17 protein-coding genes are annotated in these 17187 nt (G+C 65.1%); 4 read left to right on the forward strand and 13 right to left on the reverse strand.

Annotation, left to right across the window (positions count from 1 at the left end; all coding sequences use genetic code 11):
* Positions 1–341 precede the first annotated feature (341 nt).
* On the reverse strand, positions 342–1838 hold the full coding sequence (locus FJW07_RS25310) for a CoA-acylating methylmalonate-semialdehyde dehydrogenase (RefSeq protein WP_140859196.1): 1497 nt from the start codon (positions 1836–1838) through the stop codon (positions 342–344).
* A gap of 158 nt (positions 1839–1996) precedes the next feature.
* Between FJW07_RS25310 and FJW07_RS25315 the strand changes: the two genes are divergently transcribed.
* Entirely contained in the window at positions 1997–2878 is an 882-nt protein-coding gene (locus tag FJW07_RS25315; protein ID WP_140859197.1) for a LysR family transcriptional regulator, read from the forward strand.
* Here the strand turns inward: FJW07_RS25315 and FJW07_RS25320 are convergent.
* The gene (locus FJW07_RS25320) at positions 2875–3450 is read right to left on the reverse strand and encodes a hypothetical protein (protein ID WP_140859198.1); all 576 of its coding nucleotides are present in this window, start codon (positions 3448–3450) and stop codon (positions 2875–2877) included. The two genes, FJW07_RS25315 and FJW07_RS25320, sit on opposite strands and share 4 nt — an antisense overlap.
* Before the next feature lie 152 nt (positions 3451–3602).
* Here FJW07_RS25320 and FJW07_RS25325 point away from each other — a divergent pair, with 152 nt between their 5' ends.
* Complete coding sequence (locus FJW07_RS25325) at positions 3603–4043, forward strand: hypothetical protein (RefSeq protein ID WP_140859199.1); 441 nt, start codon at positions 3603–3605, stop codon at positions 4041–4043.
* Positions 4040–6199, forward strand: a complete 2160-nt coding sequence (locus FJW07_RS25330) for a phosphatidylserine/phosphatidylglycerophosphate/cardiolipin synthase family protein (protein WP_140859200.1) — start codon at positions 4040–4042, stop codon at positions 6197–6199. Before FJW07_RS25325 ends, FJW07_RS25330 begins: the two co-directional genes overlap by 4 nt.
* A 32-nt stretch (positions 6200–6231) precedes the next feature.
* Here the strand turns inward: FJW07_RS25330 and FJW07_RS25335 are convergent, their stop codons facing one another.
* The 10 genes from FJW07_RS25335 to rsfS all read right to left on the reverse strand — a co-directional run bounded on the left by FJW07_RS25335 (position 6232) and on the right by rsfS (position 15627).
* Positions 6232–7590, reverse strand: coding sequence for a D-amino acid dehydrogenase (locus FJW07_RS25335; protein WP_246680863.1), 1359 nt, complete (start codon positions 7588–7590; stop codon positions 6232–6234).
* A complete protein-coding gene (locus FJW07_RS25340; RefSeq protein WP_140859202.1) occupies positions 7517–8053 on the reverse strand; it encodes a nucleoside-diphosphate kinase in 537 nt (178 codons plus the stop codon). Before FJW07_RS25340 ends, FJW07_RS25335 begins: the two co-directional genes overlap by 74 nt.
* Positions 8050–8457 (reverse strand): nucleoside diphosphate kinase regulator, encoded by a 408-nt coding sequence (gene rnk / locus FJW07_RS25345; RefSeq protein ID WP_246680864.1) that lies wholly within the window; start codon positions 8455–8457, stop codon positions 8050–8052. The genes FJW07_RS25340 and rnk overlap by 4 nt, the downstream gene beginning before the upstream one ends.
* Positions 8458–8730: 273 nt before the next feature.
* Positions 8731–9882 (reverse strand): alanine racemase, encoded by a 1152-nt coding sequence (gene alr / locus FJW07_RS25350; RefSeq protein ID WP_140859203.1) that lies wholly within the window; start codon positions 9880–9882, stop codon positions 8731–8733.
* 73 nt (positions 9883–9955) lie between these two features.
* Positions 9956–10471 (reverse strand): RNA pyrophosphohydrolase, encoded by a 516-nt coding sequence (locus FJW07_RS25355; protein ID WP_140859204.1) that lies wholly within the window; start codon positions 10469–10471, stop codon positions 9956–9958.
* 52 nt (positions 10472–10523) lie between these two features.
* On the reverse strand, positions 10524–11714 hold the full coding sequence (locus FJW07_RS25360) for a divergent polysaccharide deacetylase family protein (protein ID WP_140859205.1): 1191 nt from the start codon (positions 11712–11714) through the stop codon (positions 10524–10526).
* 183 nt (positions 11715–11897) lie between these two features.
* Positions 11898–13229 carry a S41 family peptidase gene (locus FJW07_RS25365; RefSeq protein ID WP_181166921.1) on the reverse strand — a complete coding sequence of 444 codons (1332 nt, stop codon included), beginning with the start codon at positions 13227–13229 and terminating at the stop codon, positions 11898–11900.
* A 1-nt stretch (position 13230) separates the two neighbouring features.
* A complete protein-coding gene (locus FJW07_RS25370) occupies positions 13231–14565 on the reverse strand; it encodes a murein hydrolase activator EnvC (protein WP_140859206.1) in 1335 nt (444 codons plus the stop codon).
* Between the two features lie 139 nt (positions 14566–14704).
* On the reverse strand, positions 14705–15187 hold the full coding sequence (gene rlmH / locus FJW07_RS25375) for a 23S rRNA (pseudouridine(1915)-N(3))-methyltransferase RlmH (RefSeq protein WP_140859207.1): 483 nt from the start codon (positions 15185–15187) through the stop codon (positions 14705–14707).
* Between the two features lie 62 nt (positions 15188–15249).
* Positions 15250–15627, reverse strand: a complete 378-nt coding sequence (rsfS, locus tag FJW07_RS25380; protein WP_140646523.1) for a ribosome silencing factor — start codon at positions 15625–15627, stop codon at positions 15250–15252.
* 241 nt (positions 15628–15868) lie between these two features.
* On the opposite strand from rsfS, the gene FJW07_RS25385 reads away from it, so the two are divergent.
* Positions 15869–16720, forward strand: a complete 852-nt coding sequence (locus FJW07_RS25385) for a mechanosensitive ion channel domain-containing protein (protein ID WP_140659733.1) — start codon at positions 15869–15871, stop codon at positions 16718–16720.
* Between the two features lie 17 nt (positions 16721–16737).
* Here the strand turns inward: FJW07_RS25385 and FJW07_RS25390 are convergent, their stop codons facing one another.
* Positions 16738–17154 (reverse strand): RidA family protein, encoded by a 417-nt coding sequence (locus FJW07_RS25390; protein WP_140859208.1) that lies wholly within the window; start codon positions 17152–17154, stop codon positions 16738–16740.
* Positions 17155–17187 lie beyond the last annotated feature (33 nt).

The raw sequence follows: 17187 nt of genomic DNA on the forward strand, positions 1-17187 counted from the left end.
GCCTAAGACTGAGGAGGTCTGTTGGTTCCATCACACGGCGACGGAATTATTGGAAGGTGCGGATACTCTCCTGGCGCGATGCGTCGGAATTCATGCATCTCAAGTTGCGCCTTTGGCGGCGCAAACTGGACCGTGCAAGCCTGGGTGGACGAAAGCCGCAGCATTCCCCGGCATCCATAAAAAGAAAGCGCGGCTTGCACCGCGCTTCCCCAATGTTGGGTTGGACGACCTGTCCGGGTCAGTTCATCGTCGGAATGACGAATTCCGCACCGTCCTTGATGCCTCGCCGCGCGCCCGCAGCCACGAAGTGGCGAGGACGCGCAAACAAGGAAACCGTCGGGCTAGTTCATCGTCGGAATGACGAATTCCGCACCGTCCTTGATGCCGGACGGCCAACGCGACGTGACCGTCTTGGTCTTGGTGTAGAAGCGGAAGGCGTCCGGACCGTGCTGGTTGAGGTCGCCAAAGGACGAAGCCTTCCAGCCGCCGAAGGTGTAATAGGCGATCGGAACCGGGATCGGCACGTTGACGCCGACCATGCCGACCTGGACTCTGGATGCGAAGTCGCGCGCCGCATCGCCATCGCGGGTGAAGATGGCGACGCCGTTGCCCATCTCGTGATCGTTGGCGAGTTTGATCGCGTCCTCGTAGCGCGGCGCGCGCACCACCGACAGCACCGGCCCGAAGATCTCTTCCTTGTAGATGCGCATGTCGGCCGTCACGTTGTCGAACAGGCAGCCGCCCATATAGTAGCCGTTCTCATAGCCCTGCATCTTGAAGCCGCGGCCGTCGACGACGAGCTTGGCGCCTTCCTTGACGCCGATATCGACATAGCCCTTCACGCGCTCCAGCGCCTGTGCCGTCACCAGCGGGCCGAAATCGGCCGCCGAATCGGTCGACGGACCGACCTTCAGGCTTTCCACGCGCGGCACCAGCTTCTCCATCAGCCGGTTGGCGGTGTCGTTGCCGACCGGGACGGCCACCGAGATCGCCATGCAGCGCTCGCCGGCCGAGCCGTAGCCGGCACCGATCAGCGCGTCGACCGTCTGGTCCATGTCGGCGTCGGGCATGATGATCATGTGGTTCTTGGCGCCGCCGAAGCACTGCACGCGTTTGCCGGCCGCGGTGCCACGCGAATAGATGTAGTGCGCGATCGGTGTCGAGCCGACAAAGCCGATCGCCTTGATGTCCGGATCGTCGAGGATGGCGTCGACCACTTCCTTGTCGCCGTTGACGACGTTGAGGATGCCGGCAGGCAGGCCGGCCTCGATGAACAGTTCGGCGATACGGATCGGCACGCCCGGATCGCGCTCCGACGGCTTCAGGATGAAGGCGTTGCCGCAGGCGATGGCCGGCGCGATCTTCCACAGCGGAATCATGGCCGGGAAGTTGAACGGCGTGATGCCGGCGACGACGCCGAGCGGCTGGCGCATCGAATAGACGTCGATGCCGGGACCGGCGCCGTCGGTGAACTCGCCCTTCATCATGTGCGGGGCGCCGATGCAGACCTCGACCACTTCGAGGCCGCGCTGGATGTCGCCGCGCGCGTCGGCGATCGTCTTGCCGTGCTCGCGCGCCAGTATGTCGGCCAGTTCGTCATAGTCGCGGACGACCAGCTCGAGGAATTTCATCAGCACGCGCACGCGGCGCTGCGGGTTGGTGGCGGCCCATTTCGGCTGCGCCGCCTTGGCATTCTCGACCGCGGCGCGCAGTTCCGCCTGCGAGGCGAGCGCCACCGTGCCGCGCACGGAGCCGTCCATCGGCTGCATCACATCCTGCTTGCGGCCGCTGGTGCCGGCGACACGCTTGCCACCGATGAAATGACCGTATTCGATCATGCTTCTCTCCCTTGTTTGGTGATTGACGCATTGTCCGCCTTTGCGGCGGCGATGGCAACGCGAGCCAAAACGCAACCGTTGTGCGGAAAATAGACAACGACAATGGAGTGTGCATTAATTGTCGCAAATGACAGGTGCGCTGTCGTCGGGGATTTCCTATGAACTGGGATGACGTCCGCATCTTCCTGGCCGTGGCGCGCGCCGGGCAGATCCTCGGCGCCGCCAAGCGCCTTGAGCTCAACCACGCCACCGTGTCGCGCCGTATCGCCGCGCTCGAGGAAGCGCTGAGGACAAAACTGTTCCGCCGCCTGACCACCGGCAGCGAATTGACGCCGGCTGGCGAGCGCTTCCTCGACATAGCCGAGCGCATGGAAGGCGACATGATCGCCGCGCGCTCGACGATTGCCGGCGAGGGCGACGATGTTTCGGGAACCGTGCGCATCGGCGCGCCCGATGGATTTGGCGTCGCCTTCCTGGCCAAGCGGCTGGGCGAACTGACCGCGCTGCATCGTGAGCTCACCATCCAGCTGGTGCCGGTGCCGCGCTCCTTCTCGCTGTCCAGGCGCGAGGCCGATATCGCGATCACCGTCGAGCGGCCGACCGAAGGCCGGCTGGTGGCGGGCAAGCTGGTCGACTATACGCTCGGCCTCTTCGCCTCCCGCGCCTATGCCGAGGCCAACGGCCTGCCCAAAACGCCGGCCGAGCTCGGCCTGCACACGCTGATCGGCTATGTGCCGGACCTCATCGTCAGCCCGTCACTCGACTATGCCGCCGAGTTCAGCCCCGAATGGCGCACCAGCTTCGCCATCTCCTCGGCGCTCGGCCAGGCCGAGGCGGTGCGCTCCGGCGCCGGCATCGGCATCCTGCACACTTTCGTCGCCCGTTCGATGCCGGAGCTTGTGTCCGTCGACATCGTCGCGCCCATCCGCCGCGCCTACTGGCTGGTCTATCATGAATCGGTGAGGCCGCTGCGCCGCGTCCAGCTCGTCGCCAATTTCATCACCAAAGCGGTGGAACGCGAGCGCGGTCTTTTTGTCTAATCCGCGTCGAGCACGAACGAACTCACCACTTTCCCGGCTTCGTCCACAAGCGGCGCCCATTTGCGCGCCGCCTCGTCGGCGCTGTCGCCCGTGACCCCGCAATCGACGAAGCCGTAATGCGAGCTGCGCAGCGTCAGCGCGATGCGGGAATGGCCGTAGAAGCTGATATTGTCGTCGGCGTAGTGGAAATCCATGTCGGCGATCCGCACCGGATAGCCGTCCGGAAAATGCGCCAGCCGATCCTGGCTGAAGCCGGCCGACTGATAAGCGACGCCGATCATGGTCTGCCAGTTTTCCGCCGACCAGTCCTTCTCGATGAATGCCCTGGGATCGGGCGGATTGTCCGGGGCGGTCGGGTCGTAGAGATTTTGCGACACCCTGCAGGTTAGGCCTTCTTCGCCGGATTTGACCTTGAGCCGCATGGTATTGCCAAAGGTGGTTTCGCTCGTCCATTCCTCGGGATAGGTCAGGGAAAAGCCGTGCTCCTTGTCGCGAACGGTCTTGTCCGCGGCAAACGCCACCGGGGCGCAGGTCAGATATGCGGCCGCCGCCGCAACAAGAAAAACACGCATCCCAAAGCCCCCTCGCCGCGGCCGATCCTATCACAGCCAGTTGGTCGTTGCCGCCTTGCCTCCGCCACAAATTCAGCGACTGTGGCACCAGCGCGCCTGGCCATGTCATGACCGGGCGCAAGGGGGACAATCTTCGGAACGCCGGCGGAGAAATGCGAGCCGTACTTGCCATTTTGCCGCTGATCTTTCTGTCGGACTGCGCCAACCCTTGGACCAAGGTTCCGGAAGCGGAGCTGCCGAAGCCCGTCCGCTATGCCATGGCGCGCCCCTCGCCTTTCGTCATCGGCAATTATTGCGGCCCAGGCACCCGCACCGGCGATCTGTCGGCAAAGCCGGTCGACCGTCTCGACGCCGCCTGCCAGGTCCACGACGCCTGCTACATTGCCCGGCACAATCATTGCGACTGCGACGGCGCGCTCGTCGCCTCCGCGAGGAATATCCGCGACGACCGGACGGCGCCGCGCAAAATGCGAAACGAGGCAGAATTGCTGATCGCCACCTTCGCGTTTCCGGTCTGCAGGATCTTTCCGCAAGGCTTCATGCCGCCGCGCGATCCGGCCCAGCTCAAGGCCATGAACGGGGCGACTGGATGAAGCCCGGGTCGGCCATAACCAAGGCGTTGCTTGGACTGGCGCTGGCAGCGCTTGCCGGTTGCGCCGGCATGCCTGGGCATTCGGCCTGCGCCTTCTTTCCGGGCGACGGCGCCTGCGGCCACCTGCCAGTCTCGGCGGACAGCAGCGGCGCCGAGATAGCCGGAGCCCACTACTTCGCAGGCGACGGCAACAGCGCCTATGACAAGCAGTTCCAGGCGCTGCTCGCCCAAAGCCGCCTCGATGCGCTCGACCGCGCCAACGGCACCGGCCGTTTCGGCCGCGACTGGCGAGATGTCCAGAACAGCGGCTTCCACACGACCTATGCGACGCTGCAACGGCTCGCCAAACCGCTCGACGACACCGAGCTGGCGCCGACGCGAGGCAAGCCGGGCGAAGGCCGGTTCACCGGCCGTTGGCGCATGTCGCGCCAGACACTCTATCTCGATGCCGCCGCGCGGCCCTCGGCGCCCAAGACCTTCAGCTTCTCCGGCCTGCAGGCGCGCTCGGTCGAGATCGTGCTGCGCCAGGCGGGGCAACTGCAAGTCGACATCGGCGGCACCTGCAACGGCCCGCTCGCGATCCGCGCGTCGGGGCGATCCATCACCGTCGTCGCGGCCTCTCCATTCCATCTGAGCCTGCCCGTCGCCGAAACCTCCGTCAGCCTGTTTCCGGACGAGGCGCTGACCCGCTGCGATCTGCGCGTCGGCTCCACCCTGGTGCCGGCCGGCGCGCCGCTGACCTTGCTGCGCGAGGAGACCGCCGATCCCTGGATCGCGGGGCTCGACAGCCGCTACGACCGCTGTCCGGTGCCTGACCCGGCGGGGATGGAGGAACTCGACCGCGTCTTTTATGCCAGCCGCTGGCTGTCGCAGACCTGCGCGCTGGCGCTGGGGTCGCCGACCCTGCTGCGCAAATCGCGCGACGGCTTCAACGCCAAGGTCGAGGCCCTGCTCGGCCGGACGCTGCCCGACAGCGCCATCGACAAGGCCGACCCCGAACTGCCGCTCGATTTCTCAAGCGCGCCGAAACTCCGGCTGATCTATCTGTCGTCGCTGGAGTTCAAGGCGGATTTCTCCGGCCGCATCATGGAGCGGCTGATCCGCCATCACGCAGCACTTGGCACCAAGGTGCGCATCCTGGTGACCGACGTGCTGGAGCGTGAGAAGGACGACGCGCTGCTGCACCGGCTGGCGGCTGAGTTCCCCAACGTCCAATTACAGGAATATCGCTGGCAGGCGGACCACGGCGCGCCGTTCGACGAGCAGATCTCGCAGTTGCACAAGGTTCACCATATCAAGATGCTGGCGACGCTGGCCGAAGAGCCCGGTCGCTCGCGCGTCATCATCGGCGGGCGCAACATCCATGACGGCTTCCTGTTCCACAAGCCCGTCGACCTGACCCGCTATCCGGACCTGGAGCAATACGGCAAGACCGACGGCTTCTCGCTGAATTACTATTCCAACTGGAGCGACTTCGACATCGAGATCGCCGACCCGGCGACCGTCGAGACGCTGGCCGCGCATCTGTCGACAATCTGGCTGCGCGACGCCGACACCAACCTGTCGCGGCCGTTTTCCATTCCGGTTCCCGGTGGAAGCCCGCGCGGCGTGGCGCGGCATTTCATTTCCGTGCCCTACGAGGACGGGCACGCGCTGGAGGCCTATTTCGTCGAACTGATCGACACCGCCGAGCATCGCATCGAGATCGTCAATCCCTATCTCAACCTGACGCCGGATATCGCCCGGGCCATCGACCGGGCGCTGGCCAGGGGCGTGAAGATCGATGTCGTCGGCCGTATCGACCTCAAGGGCGACATTGGCGGCCGGTTCCTCACCGCGCTCAACAAGCTGTTCGTCGAGAAATATGGCGACCGCATCGACATCCGCGAGTTCAAGGCGCCGGATGTCGTGCTGCATTCCAAGATCATGATGATCGACGAACGGCTGGTCGCCATCTCCTCGGTCAACCTCAACAACCGCAGCTTCTTCCATGACTCGGAGAACGGCATGGTCGTGCTCGATCCGGCTTTCTACCGCCGCATGAAGCCGGTCTATGACGATTACCTCGCCCATTCGCGCCCGGTCGCCATCAATGTCACCATCGGCTGGGCCTACCGGCTGCTGTTCAGCGACACCTGGGTCCGGCAGGCATTCTGACGCGAGCCCCGCCGAAGCAGCTGCAAAGCCCGTCAGATAGGTTTGAGGTAGCGTTCCGGGCTGAGGTCGCGCGCGTTGATCTCCGGCACCCGGTTCGACATGATGTCGGCCAGCACCTTGGCCGAGCCGCAAGCCATGGTCCAGCCGAGCGTGCCGTGGCCGGTGTTGAGAAAGAGGTTGGCGACCTCGCTTTGCCCGATCAAGGGCGGTCCGTCCGGCGTCATCGGCCGCAAGCCGCACCAGAAGCTCGCCGCCTTTAGGTCGCCACTGCCGGGAAAGAGATCGCCGACCGAGTGTTCGAGCGTGCGGCGGCGCGATTCCTGCAAGCGAAGATCATAGCCCGAAATCTCCGCCGTGCCGCCGACGCGGATGCGGTCGCCGAGCCTGGTGATCGCCACCTTGTAGGTCTCGTCCATGACGGTCGACACCGGTGCTGCCTCGGCATTGCTGATCGGCACGGTGATCGAATAGCCCTTGACCGGATAGACCGGAATTGGGCGCCCCAGCGAGCGCATGAACTGCGCCGAATAGCTGCCCATCGCCATCACGAAGGCGTCCGCGGACCTCCATCCGCGATCGGTCAGCACATTGGTGAGGCGATTGCGGTTCCTGACGATGCGCCGGATGGTCGAGCCGTATTCGAAGGTCACGCCGCGCGCTACGCAGAGTTCTGCGAGCTTGTCGGTGAACATCTTGCAGTCGCCGGTCTCGTCGCCGGGAAGCCTGAGGCCGCCGACGAATTTATCGCGAACCGCCGCAAGGGCCGGCTCGGCCGCGATACAGCCGTCGCGATCGAGGATTTCATAGGGCACGCCATATTTCTTCAGCACCTCGACGTCGCCGCCGGTGCCGTCGAGCTGCTTCTGTTTGCGGAAGAGCTGCAGCGTGCCTTTGCTGCGTTCGTCGTAAGTGATGCCGGTCGCTTCGCGCAGCGCCTTCAGCGTGTCGCGGCTGTATTCGGCAAGCGGCACCATGCGCGACTTGTTGAGCGCGTAGCGCTCGGCCGTGCAGTTGCGCAGCATCTTGAGGAGCCACGTCCACATATTCGGGTCGAAGGCCGGCCGCACGACAAGCGGTCCGTATTTCATCAACAGCCATTTGACGGCTTTGACCGGGATGCCGGGCCCGGCCCAGGGCGAGGCATAGCCCGGCGATACTTCGCCGGCATTGGCGAAGCTGGTTTCGAGCGCCGGCCCCGGCTGGCGATCGTAGACGGTCACTTCATGACCGGCCTCGGCGAGGAAGTAGGCGGTGGTGACTCCGATCACGCCGCCGCCCAGCACGATGACTTTCATTCCATGCTCCCTCAAAGGCCGATCATGCCGCGGAAGGGCCCGGATCGTCCCCTTCTGTCTGCCGGATTTTGCCGCGCCCGCCAAGGGGCCAGTCACCGGCGGATGTGCTGTGGACCAGCCTGAGGCCGTGGCGAGGTCGCTCGGCGGCGCGATCCTGCGCCGCTCGCCGCGCGGCCTCCGGCTGATAGGCCACGTCCTCGAGAAGGATCTCCTCGGCAGGGCCGTCGGGCCGCTCGGCCAGCGCGGATTGGCCCGCTTTCATGCCAAGCAGGCAAAGGCCGCGCCACGTGGCGACCGGCAGGCCGGAGCCGACGGGAGCGGATGCTTCGGCCTGCACCAGCGTCCGCGTCTGAAGTGAACCGCCGCCGACGCGGAAGATCACCCGGCTGTTGAGCGTGGCAAGGTCGAACTCGACGGCTCCCGTCGCAATGACGCGGCTTTCGGCGAGCTTGCGTTCGAGCATCGGCGCGATCGGATCGGCAAACGCGCGGCGGCGCATCAGCATCGCCTCGATCACCGCGAAGTCCTTGGCCGTCAGCCGGTAGGCGGTCCTGGTCATGGCGCCCTCCGCGTTTGATCGACGACTTCGATCGTAGCCGAAAGGACTCGGCTGTCGCGGCTCCGCCAGGAGACCGTGCGGCCGGCGCGCGCGCCGATCAGCGCGGTTCCAAGCGGCGTCAGCACCGATATGCGTCTTTCGGCGATGTCGGCCTCCGCCGGATAGACCAGCGTCACCGTCTGAAGGCTTCCTTCCGGATCCTGAAGCGTCACCGTCGAGCCCATCCGCACCACGTCGGCGGGCATTGCCGCCTCGGTGGCGACCCGGGCGCGGTCCATCTCGGCAAGCAGGTCTTCGGCCATATCGGGCGTGCGGTTGAGAAAGGCCCTGGCGAGACTGCTCAGCCGGTCGTGATCCGCCGCGCTGACAAGGATGGTGGAACGCGATTGCGTTGCTGTGGGCATGGCATACCTCATATGCTGGCGCATCGGCGAAGCGAATGCGCGCAAGCCGCCACGTCGAGGGCGGCGAACAGAGCCGGACCGCAAAGGCCGCCGGCTCGATGAAAATGTCTGGAATTCAAACGCCCCGGTTCACGCGGCCGCCGGCACTGGCGGCCACGTCGGGGCTACGCTCCCGCGATGGGGCAAACCCTGAAGCAGGTTTTGATATAAGCGAGGTTGCTCATGCTCCGAACCTTGCCGAGAAGCCCCGGCTTGTCAAGCAAGGCGCCTGTCTCAAGCTCCTAGGTAGCGGCGGTGAAAGCGCGCACCCAGGCTGGTCAATATCTCGTAGCCGATGGTGCCGGCATGGCCGGCCGCGTCGTCGACGCTTTGCGAGGGACCGATGAGCTCGACGAGGTCGCCTTCCCTGAGCCGGCCGGCCGGAAGCGCCGAAATGTCGAGGACGATCGAGTCCATCGACACGCGCCCGATGAACGGCAACCGCACGCCCTCGAACCAGGCGGCCGAAGCGGCGCGCCGGTGCCAGCCGTCGCCATAGCCCAGCGAAATGGTCGCCAGCCTGAGCGGCCCCTCGGCTTGCTGGGTGTGGCCATAGCCGATGCCCGCGCCCGCGCCGACCTGCCGCGTCTGCGCCACCTTGGCTTGCAGCCCTATCACCGGCAGCATCGGATTGAGTGCATGGGGCGTCGGATTGACGCTGTAGAGCGCGGCTCCCGGGCGGGCAAGGTCGTAGTGGTAGGCCGGCCCGAGAAAGATGCCGGACGAGTTGGCCAGGGAGGCGGGCGCCGCGGGCAGCATCTTGCGCAGCAATTCGAATTCGCGTCGCTGCTTCTCGTTCGCCGCCTGTTGCGGCTCGTCGGCGCGGGCGAGATGGCTCATCACGAAACGGATGTCGACGCCGTCGAAGGCGCCGGCCTCGCCCACGACCGCCTCGATTTCCGCCGGCGCCATGCCGAGCCGGGCCATGCCGCTGTCGACCTGGATCGCGGCGGCAAGGCTTTGGCCCATGCCTCGCGCGATCTCGCGCCAGGCCTTCAGTTGCATGGCGCTGTTGATGACCGGCCAAAGCCGAGCCGCCGCGGCTTCCGGTTCAGAACCCGGAGCCAGCCCGTTCAGCACGAAGATGTCGGGCCCGGGCCCGATCGCCTTGCGCAGCGCGATGCCCTCGCCGAGCAGCGCGACGAAGAAGATGTCGCAGCCCTCCTTCGCCAGCGCCGATGCCACTTGCGCGGCGCCAAGCCCGTAGCCGTCGGCCTTGAGCACGCCGGCGCAGCGAACGCCGTCGAGTCGCACCTTTAGCCGGCGGTAGTTTTCCCGGATGGCGCCGAGATCGATCGTCAGGATCGCGCCGGCGGCCGCCTCGCTCACCGTCGAACCGCTGCTTGCATCATGTGCCGGAAACCCGCGTCCGGTGTCGTCGTTCATCGCGACCCCCGCTCATTGCATCGGCAATCAATACGGCCACAGGGCCGGCGCGACAACCGGGGCGGACGACCGCTCAGGGGACGAGATGCTGGAATGCTGCGATGACCTGCTCGTAGACCTTGCGCTTGAACGGCACGATCAGCTCCGGCAGATCCCGCATCGGCCGCCAGGCCCATTCGTCGAATTCGGCGATGTGGCCGCCGGGCGGCGGATTGATCTCGATCTCGCTTTCGTCGCCCTCGAAGCGATAGGCGAACCATTTCTGCGTCTGGCCGCGATAGCGGCCCTTGAAGGCGACGCCGACCAGATGCGGCGGCAGATCGTAATTGATCCAGCGCGGCGCCTCGGCCAGCAGCGATACGCTGCGCATGCCGGTTTCCTCATAGAGCTCGCGGCCCGCGGCCTCGATCGGCTCTTCGCCCTTGTCGATGCCGCCTTGCGGCATCTGCCAGAGTTGCGTCGTGCCGGCGAACTCGCTGTCCGGTTCGGCGATGCGGTGCCCGACCCAGACCAGGCCTGCTCCGTTGAGGATCATCAGCCCGACGCACGGACGGTAAGGCAGCGTTTCAGGATCGATCTTCTTGGCCATGGGTCAGCGTTCCAGCCGTCTTTGAGGATTGACTTCGGCGAGGCGGGTAGGGTTAGCCTTTTTGCGGATCGATCGCCACCGCCGAGATCGGCACGATCTCGATGCCGCGCTTCTTCGCTTCGGCAATCCAGGACGTCACCGTGTCGACGGTGATATCGAAGGCCGAACCGATGCCGACGGCGCTGCCCTTGGCCCGCGCCGTCGCTTCCAGGCTGTCCAGCTTCTTGAGGATTTCGCCGCGGTCCTGCACGGCATCGATCGCCATGTCGCCGGCAACGAACGGCACGCCGTCCTTGAGCGCAAGGTCAGGCGCAACGCTACGAGCGGACGACCCGTCGTCGATATAGGCGAGCCCCCGCTTGCCGAGCTCGGCCATGAACGGTTCCATCGCCGAGGCGTCGGTCGAGAAGCGCGCGCCCATATAGTTCATGACCCCGGTATAGTTGGTCGTGCGCGACAGCGCCCAGTGCAGGCTCTTCAGGTTCTCGTCCGGGCTGGCCGACACCGTCAGCGTGTTGCGGCCGGGATTGACGTTCGGATAATCGAACGGCTCGAGCGGCACCTGCATGACGATCTCATGCCCGCTCTGCCTTGCCGCCTGCATCCAGCGGCCGATGCTGTTGCCTTGCGGCGCGAAAGCCAACGTCACTTCGGCCGGCAGCTTGGCGATCGCGGCTTGCGTGCCGGTCTGCGAGACGGCGAGTCCGCCGATGACGATCGCCACCCGTGCCCCGCGCGCGCCCGACCAAGGCCGCGCATAGACGTCGAAGGGCCGCCTGCCGTCGGCGGAGCGCATCGGCAGCGGACCGGTGTCGCTGGCCTCGATCAGCGCCCTGTCCGGGATATGGGCGACCTTGAGGTTCTGGCCGAGCGTCGACGGATCGCGAATCACGATCGCCGCCTTGGGTGGGCCGTCGCCCTCTTCGGTCTGGACGTGGATGATCTGCGGGCCGCCGCTCTTCTTCGGCGTGCTGGCTTGTGGCGTCGTAGCCGAAACCGGAGCCGGCGCGGGCGCCGCTGCCACAGGGGCAGGCGCAGCGGTGACCTTCGGCGTCGAAACAGCCACTTCTTCCGGCTTGCGGAACGGCTTTTCACGCAGCGCGATAGCGCCGGAAACACCGATCACGCCAAGCACGGCCAGCACAGCGACGAGCGAGCCAGAGCCGATGCCGCGCGAGGCCTTGCGCTGAGGCCGGAGCGTCTGTCCGAGCGGGCGTTCGATGTCCTTGCCGATCTCAGCCAAGTCGTGTTTCCCCGGAAGCCCGCCAGGGTCACTTTTTCGTGACATCTCGCGTAAACTTCGCAATCGCTGGCGCGATACCCCAGACGCGTGGCGCCCCAACCGCGGCCCCGAATCAAACTGCCGGAACCTCGCGGCCCCGGCAGCATTGCATTGCTTCGCGCAGCCGGCCAGAGCCGGACCGCACTACTGGTTCAGCACGGCCTTGTCCGGGTTCGGCGGGAACGACGGATCGGTCTTCTCGCCGCGCAGAAGCTGCTCGGCATAGATCAGCTGCAGGTCGTCCTTCGGATCCGGCGGCACATAGGCAGCCGAGCCCGAACCGGTGGAGCTCTCGTCGGCGCCCTTGATGTGGCCCTTGAGATCGGATTCGCCGCGGGTCAGGTCGCGGCCCTGCAGATCCGGCGGCAGCGGCTGGTCGACTTTGATGTCGGGCGTGATGCCCTTGCCCTGGATCGACTTGCCCGACGGCGTGTAATAGAGCGCCGTGGTGAGCCGCAGCGCGCCATTCTCGCCGAGCGGGATGATGGTCTGCACCGAGCCCTTGCCGAAGGACTGCGTGCCGACCACCGTGACGCGGCGCAGGTCCTGCAGCGCGCCGGCGACGATTTCCGAGGCGCTCGCCGAGCCGCCATTGACCAGCACGATCATCGGCTTGCCGTTGATGTCGTCGACCTGCTTCGGCTTGGCGTCGAAGCGGGTGACGTCCTTCGGATCGCGGCCGCGGGTCGACACGATCTCGCCGCGCTTGAGGAAGGCATCCGACACGCTGACCGCCTGGTCGAGCAGACCGCCCGGATTGAGGCGCAGGTCGAGCACATAGCCCTTCAGCTTGTCGTTCGGCACCTGCTTCTTGATGTTCTCGATGGCGTTCTCGAGATCGTCATAGGTCTTCTCGGTGAAGGAGGTGATCTTCATGTAGCCGATGTCGTTCTCGACCCGGTACTTCACCGCCTTGACCTTGATGACGTCGCGCACCACCGTGATTTCGATCGGCTTGTCGGCGCCCTGGCGCAGGATGGTGAGCTTGATCGGCGTGTTGACCGGTCCGCGCATCTTCTCGACCGCGTCGTTAAGGGTGAGGCCGCGCACCTCTTCGCCGTCGATCTTGGCGATGTAGTCGCCCGACAGCACACCCGCCTTGGCGGCCGGCGTGTCGTCGATCGGCGTGATGACCTTGACGAGGTCGTTCTCCATGGTGACCTCGATGCCGAGGCCGCCGAACTCACCCTTGGTCTGCACGCGCATGTCCTGCGCCTGCTCGGCGTTCATGTACGAGGAGTGCGGGTCGAGCGACGCCAGCATGCCGTTGATGGCGTTCTCGACGAGCGACTTGTCGTCCGGCGGCGTCACGTAATTGGCGCGCACGCGCTCGAAGATGTCGCCGAAGATCGCCAGCTGCTTGTAGGTTTCCGAACCCGCAGCGTTCGCCGCCGAACCCGGTGCGCCGTAGACCAGGCTCATTGCCGATGCGCCCATCAGCGCGCCGGCAAACAGAAGCGACAGTTTCCGCATCATTTCACGTCCTTCCAGAAAATCGGTCCGCCCACCATGGGGCCGGATCGACGGGTTTTCCATCCTTGCGGAACTCGACATAGAGTTCCAGCGCCGCATTTCCATTTCGCGAGGCCGAGGTGCTTGCCACCCGGGCCTCTCCCATCGCGCCGATCGGCTCTCCTGCGAGCACCGACTGTCCGGTCGCGACGCTGATTCTGCTCATCCCCGCCAGGACGACATGATAACCGTCGCCCGCATTGAGGATCAAGAGTTGACCATAGGAGCGAAACGGCCCCGCATAAAGCACGTTTCCATCCGCCGGCGCGGTGACGATGGCTCCCGATTGTGTCGCAACCATGTCGCCCTGCATCGCCTCGCCATTGCCGTCGTCGGCGCCGAAACGCAGTTTGATCTTGCCGATGACAGGCAGCGCGATCTGGCCTTGCAATGCCGAGAACGGCGCCGATCCGGTGAGGCGATTGGCCTCCGGCACCGGCAGCGCGGCGAGCTCGGTGGTCGAGGCCGTCGTGTCATTGTCCGTCGATTTCCGCTCGCCCGCCTTGACCTGGTCCTGCCCCTTGCGCGCCTTGTCGGCTTCGAGCGAGGCGATCAGGTCCTTGAGGCTGCTCGCCTTCGCCGCCAGCTGCTGCGAGTGCTGCTGTTCGGCCGCCATCGCCGTTTGGGTATCGGCCTGCAGCTTTTTCTTGGCCTCCAGCAGCATGGTGAGCCGCTTCTTCTCGGCCGTCTGGTCGGTGACGGCGGTGGTGAGTCTCGCCCGTTCTGCCTCGATCGAGGCCGTGACGCGGGTCTGCTCCTTGAGGTCGGCCATCAGCCTGTCGGTCTGCTGGCGCAATTCCGGCACGACGGCGCCGAGCAGGATGGCGCTGCGCACCGACGACAGCGCATCTTCGGGCTTGACCAAGATCGCCGGCGGCGGATTGAGCCCCATGCGCTGCAGGGCGCCCAACACCTCGGCCAGCACGTCGCGCCGCGCCATGAGCGAGGCGCGCAGTTTTCCTTGCTCGGCCTTCAGCCCTTCGAGCTTGGCGCCGATATCCTCGATGTCCTGGCCGAGCTTCTGCTCCGTCATCGCCGACTGGATGAGCGCCGCGGTGATCGAGGCATAGTCCTTCCGCACCGAGGCGATGTCGGCGGCGAGCTTGCCCAGCCGCTCCGACGACAAGGTAATCTCCTTGGAAACCTGCTCGTATTCGGCCCGGCTCTGATCCGGATCGGGTGCAAGGTCGAGCGGATTTTCGGCCGCCCGGACCGGCCCGAGCGTGACCACGGCGGCGACAAGGGTCAAACCGCAGCGGCTGCGCCAAGCGCGCGTTCTGGAATTCCAGCCTTCAGACATCAGGCCTCGACTGTATCCGCCGCTTCGTTAACGAACCATCAACCATGTTGGAAGCGCCCAATAACCCGGTTGCCGCGCGATTGAGGCGGAAATCGCGGCGCAGGCCGGCAATCCCCAGCTTTTCGGCCGATGCCGTTATTCACGATCGATGATACGGATGACCGGAAAGGATCGTGGCGATCCGGTAGAGCTGCTCGCCCAGCATCACGCGCACCAACTGGTGCGGCCAGGTCAGCGCGCCGAACGACAGCACCAGGTCCGCCTGCTCGCGCAAGGATCTGTCATGGCCGTCGGCGCCGCCGATGGCCACGACGAGCGCCTTGCGGCCGCCGTCGCGCAACTGGCCGATGCGGGCGGCCAGGTCCTCCGAGGAGAGCGACTTGCCGCGTTCGTCGAGCAGGATGAGAACAGTGCCCGGCTGCAACTGGGCCTGCAACTTCTGGGCTTCCTCGCGGCGGCGCTCGTCGGCGCTCTGTCCGCGGCTCTCGGGAACCTCGACAATGCCGGCAAATTCCAGCCCGACCGCGGGCCCGCTCTTCGAAAAGCGCTCGAAATAGCGGTCGGCGAGTTCTCTCTCGGGGCCGGTCTTCATCCGGCCCACGGCATGAACGGTGATCTTCATCCTCGCCCCGGCGAGCTTGTCCTAACGCGTACCGTGACGGTTCACGGCACACGGATCAAGGCTCAGTGCAAGGTCTCTTCCTCGAGATCCGGCGCCTGCCACATCTTTTCCAGATTGTAGAATTCGCGGACTTCGGGGCGGAAGACATGGACGATGATGTCGCCCGAATCGATCAGGACCCAGTCGGCGCCGGCCAGCCCCTCGACGCGCGCCGTGCCGAGGCCGGCATCCTTCAGCGCCTTGAGGAGGTGATCGGCGACAGCCGAGACATGACGGTGCGATCGGCCCGAGGCGATGACCATGTAGTCGCCGAGGCTCGATTTTCCCTGGATGTCGATTGAGACGATGTTTTCGGCCTTGGAGTCTTCCAGACTGGCAAGGACTGTGTCGATGGCGAGGGACGCGGCGTCGTTTCCGCTGATCCCTGCCGGCGAAGGCATGATGTCAGCCTTCTTCCGCAGTGCTGTTCTCAGTGTGTTTCCTTTCCCAACAAGAACAACCAAATCACCATGCAAAAGGTGACACCACATAGATAGGCAGAGTTCCATTGCAGTTTCAAGACGGGCGCGCCCTGCCCGCGCCAACGCGGCTCTGCTTGGCAGGTTCCGTCGTCCCGAAAAAATCGGAACCCTTTGCGCTTTGCATAGGTTATCGGCTCACTGACCAATGGGGACTTCATCCATGCCAACCGACCCGCAAAGCGCCCTCATCACCATCCAGGCCGGGCTTGCGCAGCTGAGCACGCTGATCGTTTCCTATTCCTTCTCGGCCATCGGCGCCATAATCCTGCTGGTTGTCGGCTATTTCGTCGCTGGTGTCGCCGAGCGCTCGATCTCCGCCGGCCTCGGCCATATCCACGGCTTCGACGCGACCTTGCGTCATTTCTTCTCCAAGATCGTCCGCTACGCCATCCTGATCCTGGTCACCATCATGGTGCTCGGCCAGTTCGGGGTGCAGACCGCCTCCATCATCGCGGCAATAGGCGCAATCGGCCTGGCCATCGGGCTGGCTCTGCAAGGCACGCTGCAGAACATCGCTGCCGGCATCATGCTTCTGGCGCTCCGGCCCTTCCGCATCGGCGAATATGTCGAGGTCGGCTCGATTGCCGGCACCATCGAGGAGATCGGCCTCTTCGCCACCAAGCTGCGCTCCGTCGACGGCGTCTATGTGCTGGCACCCAACTCGACGCTGTGGAACCAGCCGGTGCGCAATTTCACCCGCAACGGCGTGCGCCGCACCGACGTGAGCTTGAGCATCGGCTCCTGGAACGACATCGACCGCGCGCAAAAGACGCTGCTTGCCATCGCCGGCGCCGAAAAGCGCATCCGGCGCGAACCGGCGCCGATCGCCTTCGTGGCAAATCTCGGCGACACCACCGTTTCGCTCACCTTGCGCTACTGGACGTCGGCCGCCGACTATTTCTCGACCCAGACCGACATGACCAAGCGCGCCAAGCAGGCTTTCGACAGCGAAGGCATCTCGATCCCGCTGCCGCCGCCGGAAATGCCGGCGCCGGAGGCGCGCAAGCAGTAGCCTCGCAACAGCGATTTTCAATCTGCCGGCATTCTGAACCGATTTCCAGGTATCTCGGCTATTGCCGTGATTTCGATCTGCAAGTCCGGATGATAAAGTCGCACGATCTCGACGGTTGTCGTTACGGGATAGGGCTCTGAAAAGAACTCCTTGCGGATGTCTCCCGACGCCATGAACCGCTCTATGTCGGTCGTATACTGGGTCAGCGATACGATATCGGCCATCTCCCCACCCATGGCCGCGAGCACGGCCTTGATGTTTTCGAGGGTTTGCCGGACCTGAGCCCGCATATCGCCCTTCCCGACAATCTGCCCTTCACGGTCAAGCGAAACTTGGCCTTTTAGGTGAACGAGTTGCCCGCCCTCATGGATTTTCACCATGGAGAACGCGCCAAAAGGCTTCCACACCGCTGCGGGATTATAGCTCTTCGACATCTCTGATCTTGCTCGAATTTGGGCCAAAAAGTC

This window comes from Mesorhizobium sp. B3-1-9, from assembly GCF_006439595.1.
Lineage (GTDB): Bacteria > Pseudomonadota > Alphaproteobacteria > Rhizobiales > Rhizobiaceae > Mesorhizobium.

Bases quoted from the DNA above. Each gene is read 5' to 3' on its own strand.
- FJW07_RS25310 (WP_140859196.1), bottom strand. From the start codon at position 1,838: ATGATCGAATACGGTCATTTCATCGGTGGCAAGCGTGTCGCCGGCACC.
- FJW07_RS25315 (WP_140859197.1), top strand. From the start codon at position 1,997: ATGAACTGGGATGACGTCCGCATCTTCCTGGCCGTGGCGCGCGCCGGG.
- FJW07_RS25320 (WP_140859198.1), bottom strand. From the start codon at position 3,450: ATGCGTGTTTTTCTTGTTGCGGCGGCGGCCGCATATCTGACCTGCGCC.
- FJW07_RS25325 (WP_140859199.1), top strand. From the start codon at position 3,603: ATGCGAGCCGTACTTGCCATTTTGCCGCTGATCTTTCTGTCGGACTGC.
- FJW07_RS25330 (WP_140859200.1), top strand. From the start codon at position 4,040: ATGAAGCCCGGGTCGGCCATAACCAAGGCGTTGCTTGGACTGGCGCTG.
- FJW07_RS25340 (WP_140859202.1), bottom strand. From the start codon at position 8,053: ATGACCAGGACCGCCTACCGGCTGACGGCCAAGGACTTCGCGGTGATC.
- rnk (WP_246680864.1), bottom strand. From the start codon at position 8,457: ATGCCCACAGCAACGCAATCGCGTTCCACCATCCTTGTCAGCGCGGCG.
- alr (WP_140859203.1), bottom strand. From the start codon at position 9,882: ATGAACGACGACACCGGACGCGGGTTTCCGGCACATGATGCAAGCAGC.
- FJW07_RS25355 (WP_140859204.1), bottom strand. From the start codon at position 10,471: ATGGCCAAGAAGATCGATCCTGAAACGCTGCCTTACCGTCCGTGCGTC.
- FJW07_RS25365 (WP_181166921.1), bottom strand. From the start codon at position 13,229: ATGATGCGGAAACTGTCGCTTCTGTTTGCCGGCGCGCTGATGGGCGCA.
- FJW07_RS25370 (WP_140859206.1), bottom strand. From the start codon at position 14,565: ATGTCTGAAGGCTGGAATTCCAGAACGCGCGCTTGGCGCAGCCGCTGC.
- rlmH (WP_140859207.1), bottom strand. From the start codon at position 15,187: ATGAAGATCACCGTTCATGCCGTGGGCCGGATGAAGACCGGCCCCGAG.
- rsfS (WP_140646523.1), bottom strand. From the start codon at position 15,627: ATGCCTTCGCCGGCAGGGATCAGCGGAAACGACGCCGCGTCCCTCGCC.
- FJW07_RS25385 (WP_140659733.1), top strand. From the start codon at position 15,869: ATGCCAACCGACCCGCAAAGCGCCCTCATCACCATCCAGGCCGGGCTT.
- FJW07_RS25390 (WP_140859208.1), bottom strand. From the start codon at position 17,154: ATGTCGAAGAGCTATAATCCCGCAGCGGTGTGGAAGCCTTTTGGCGCG.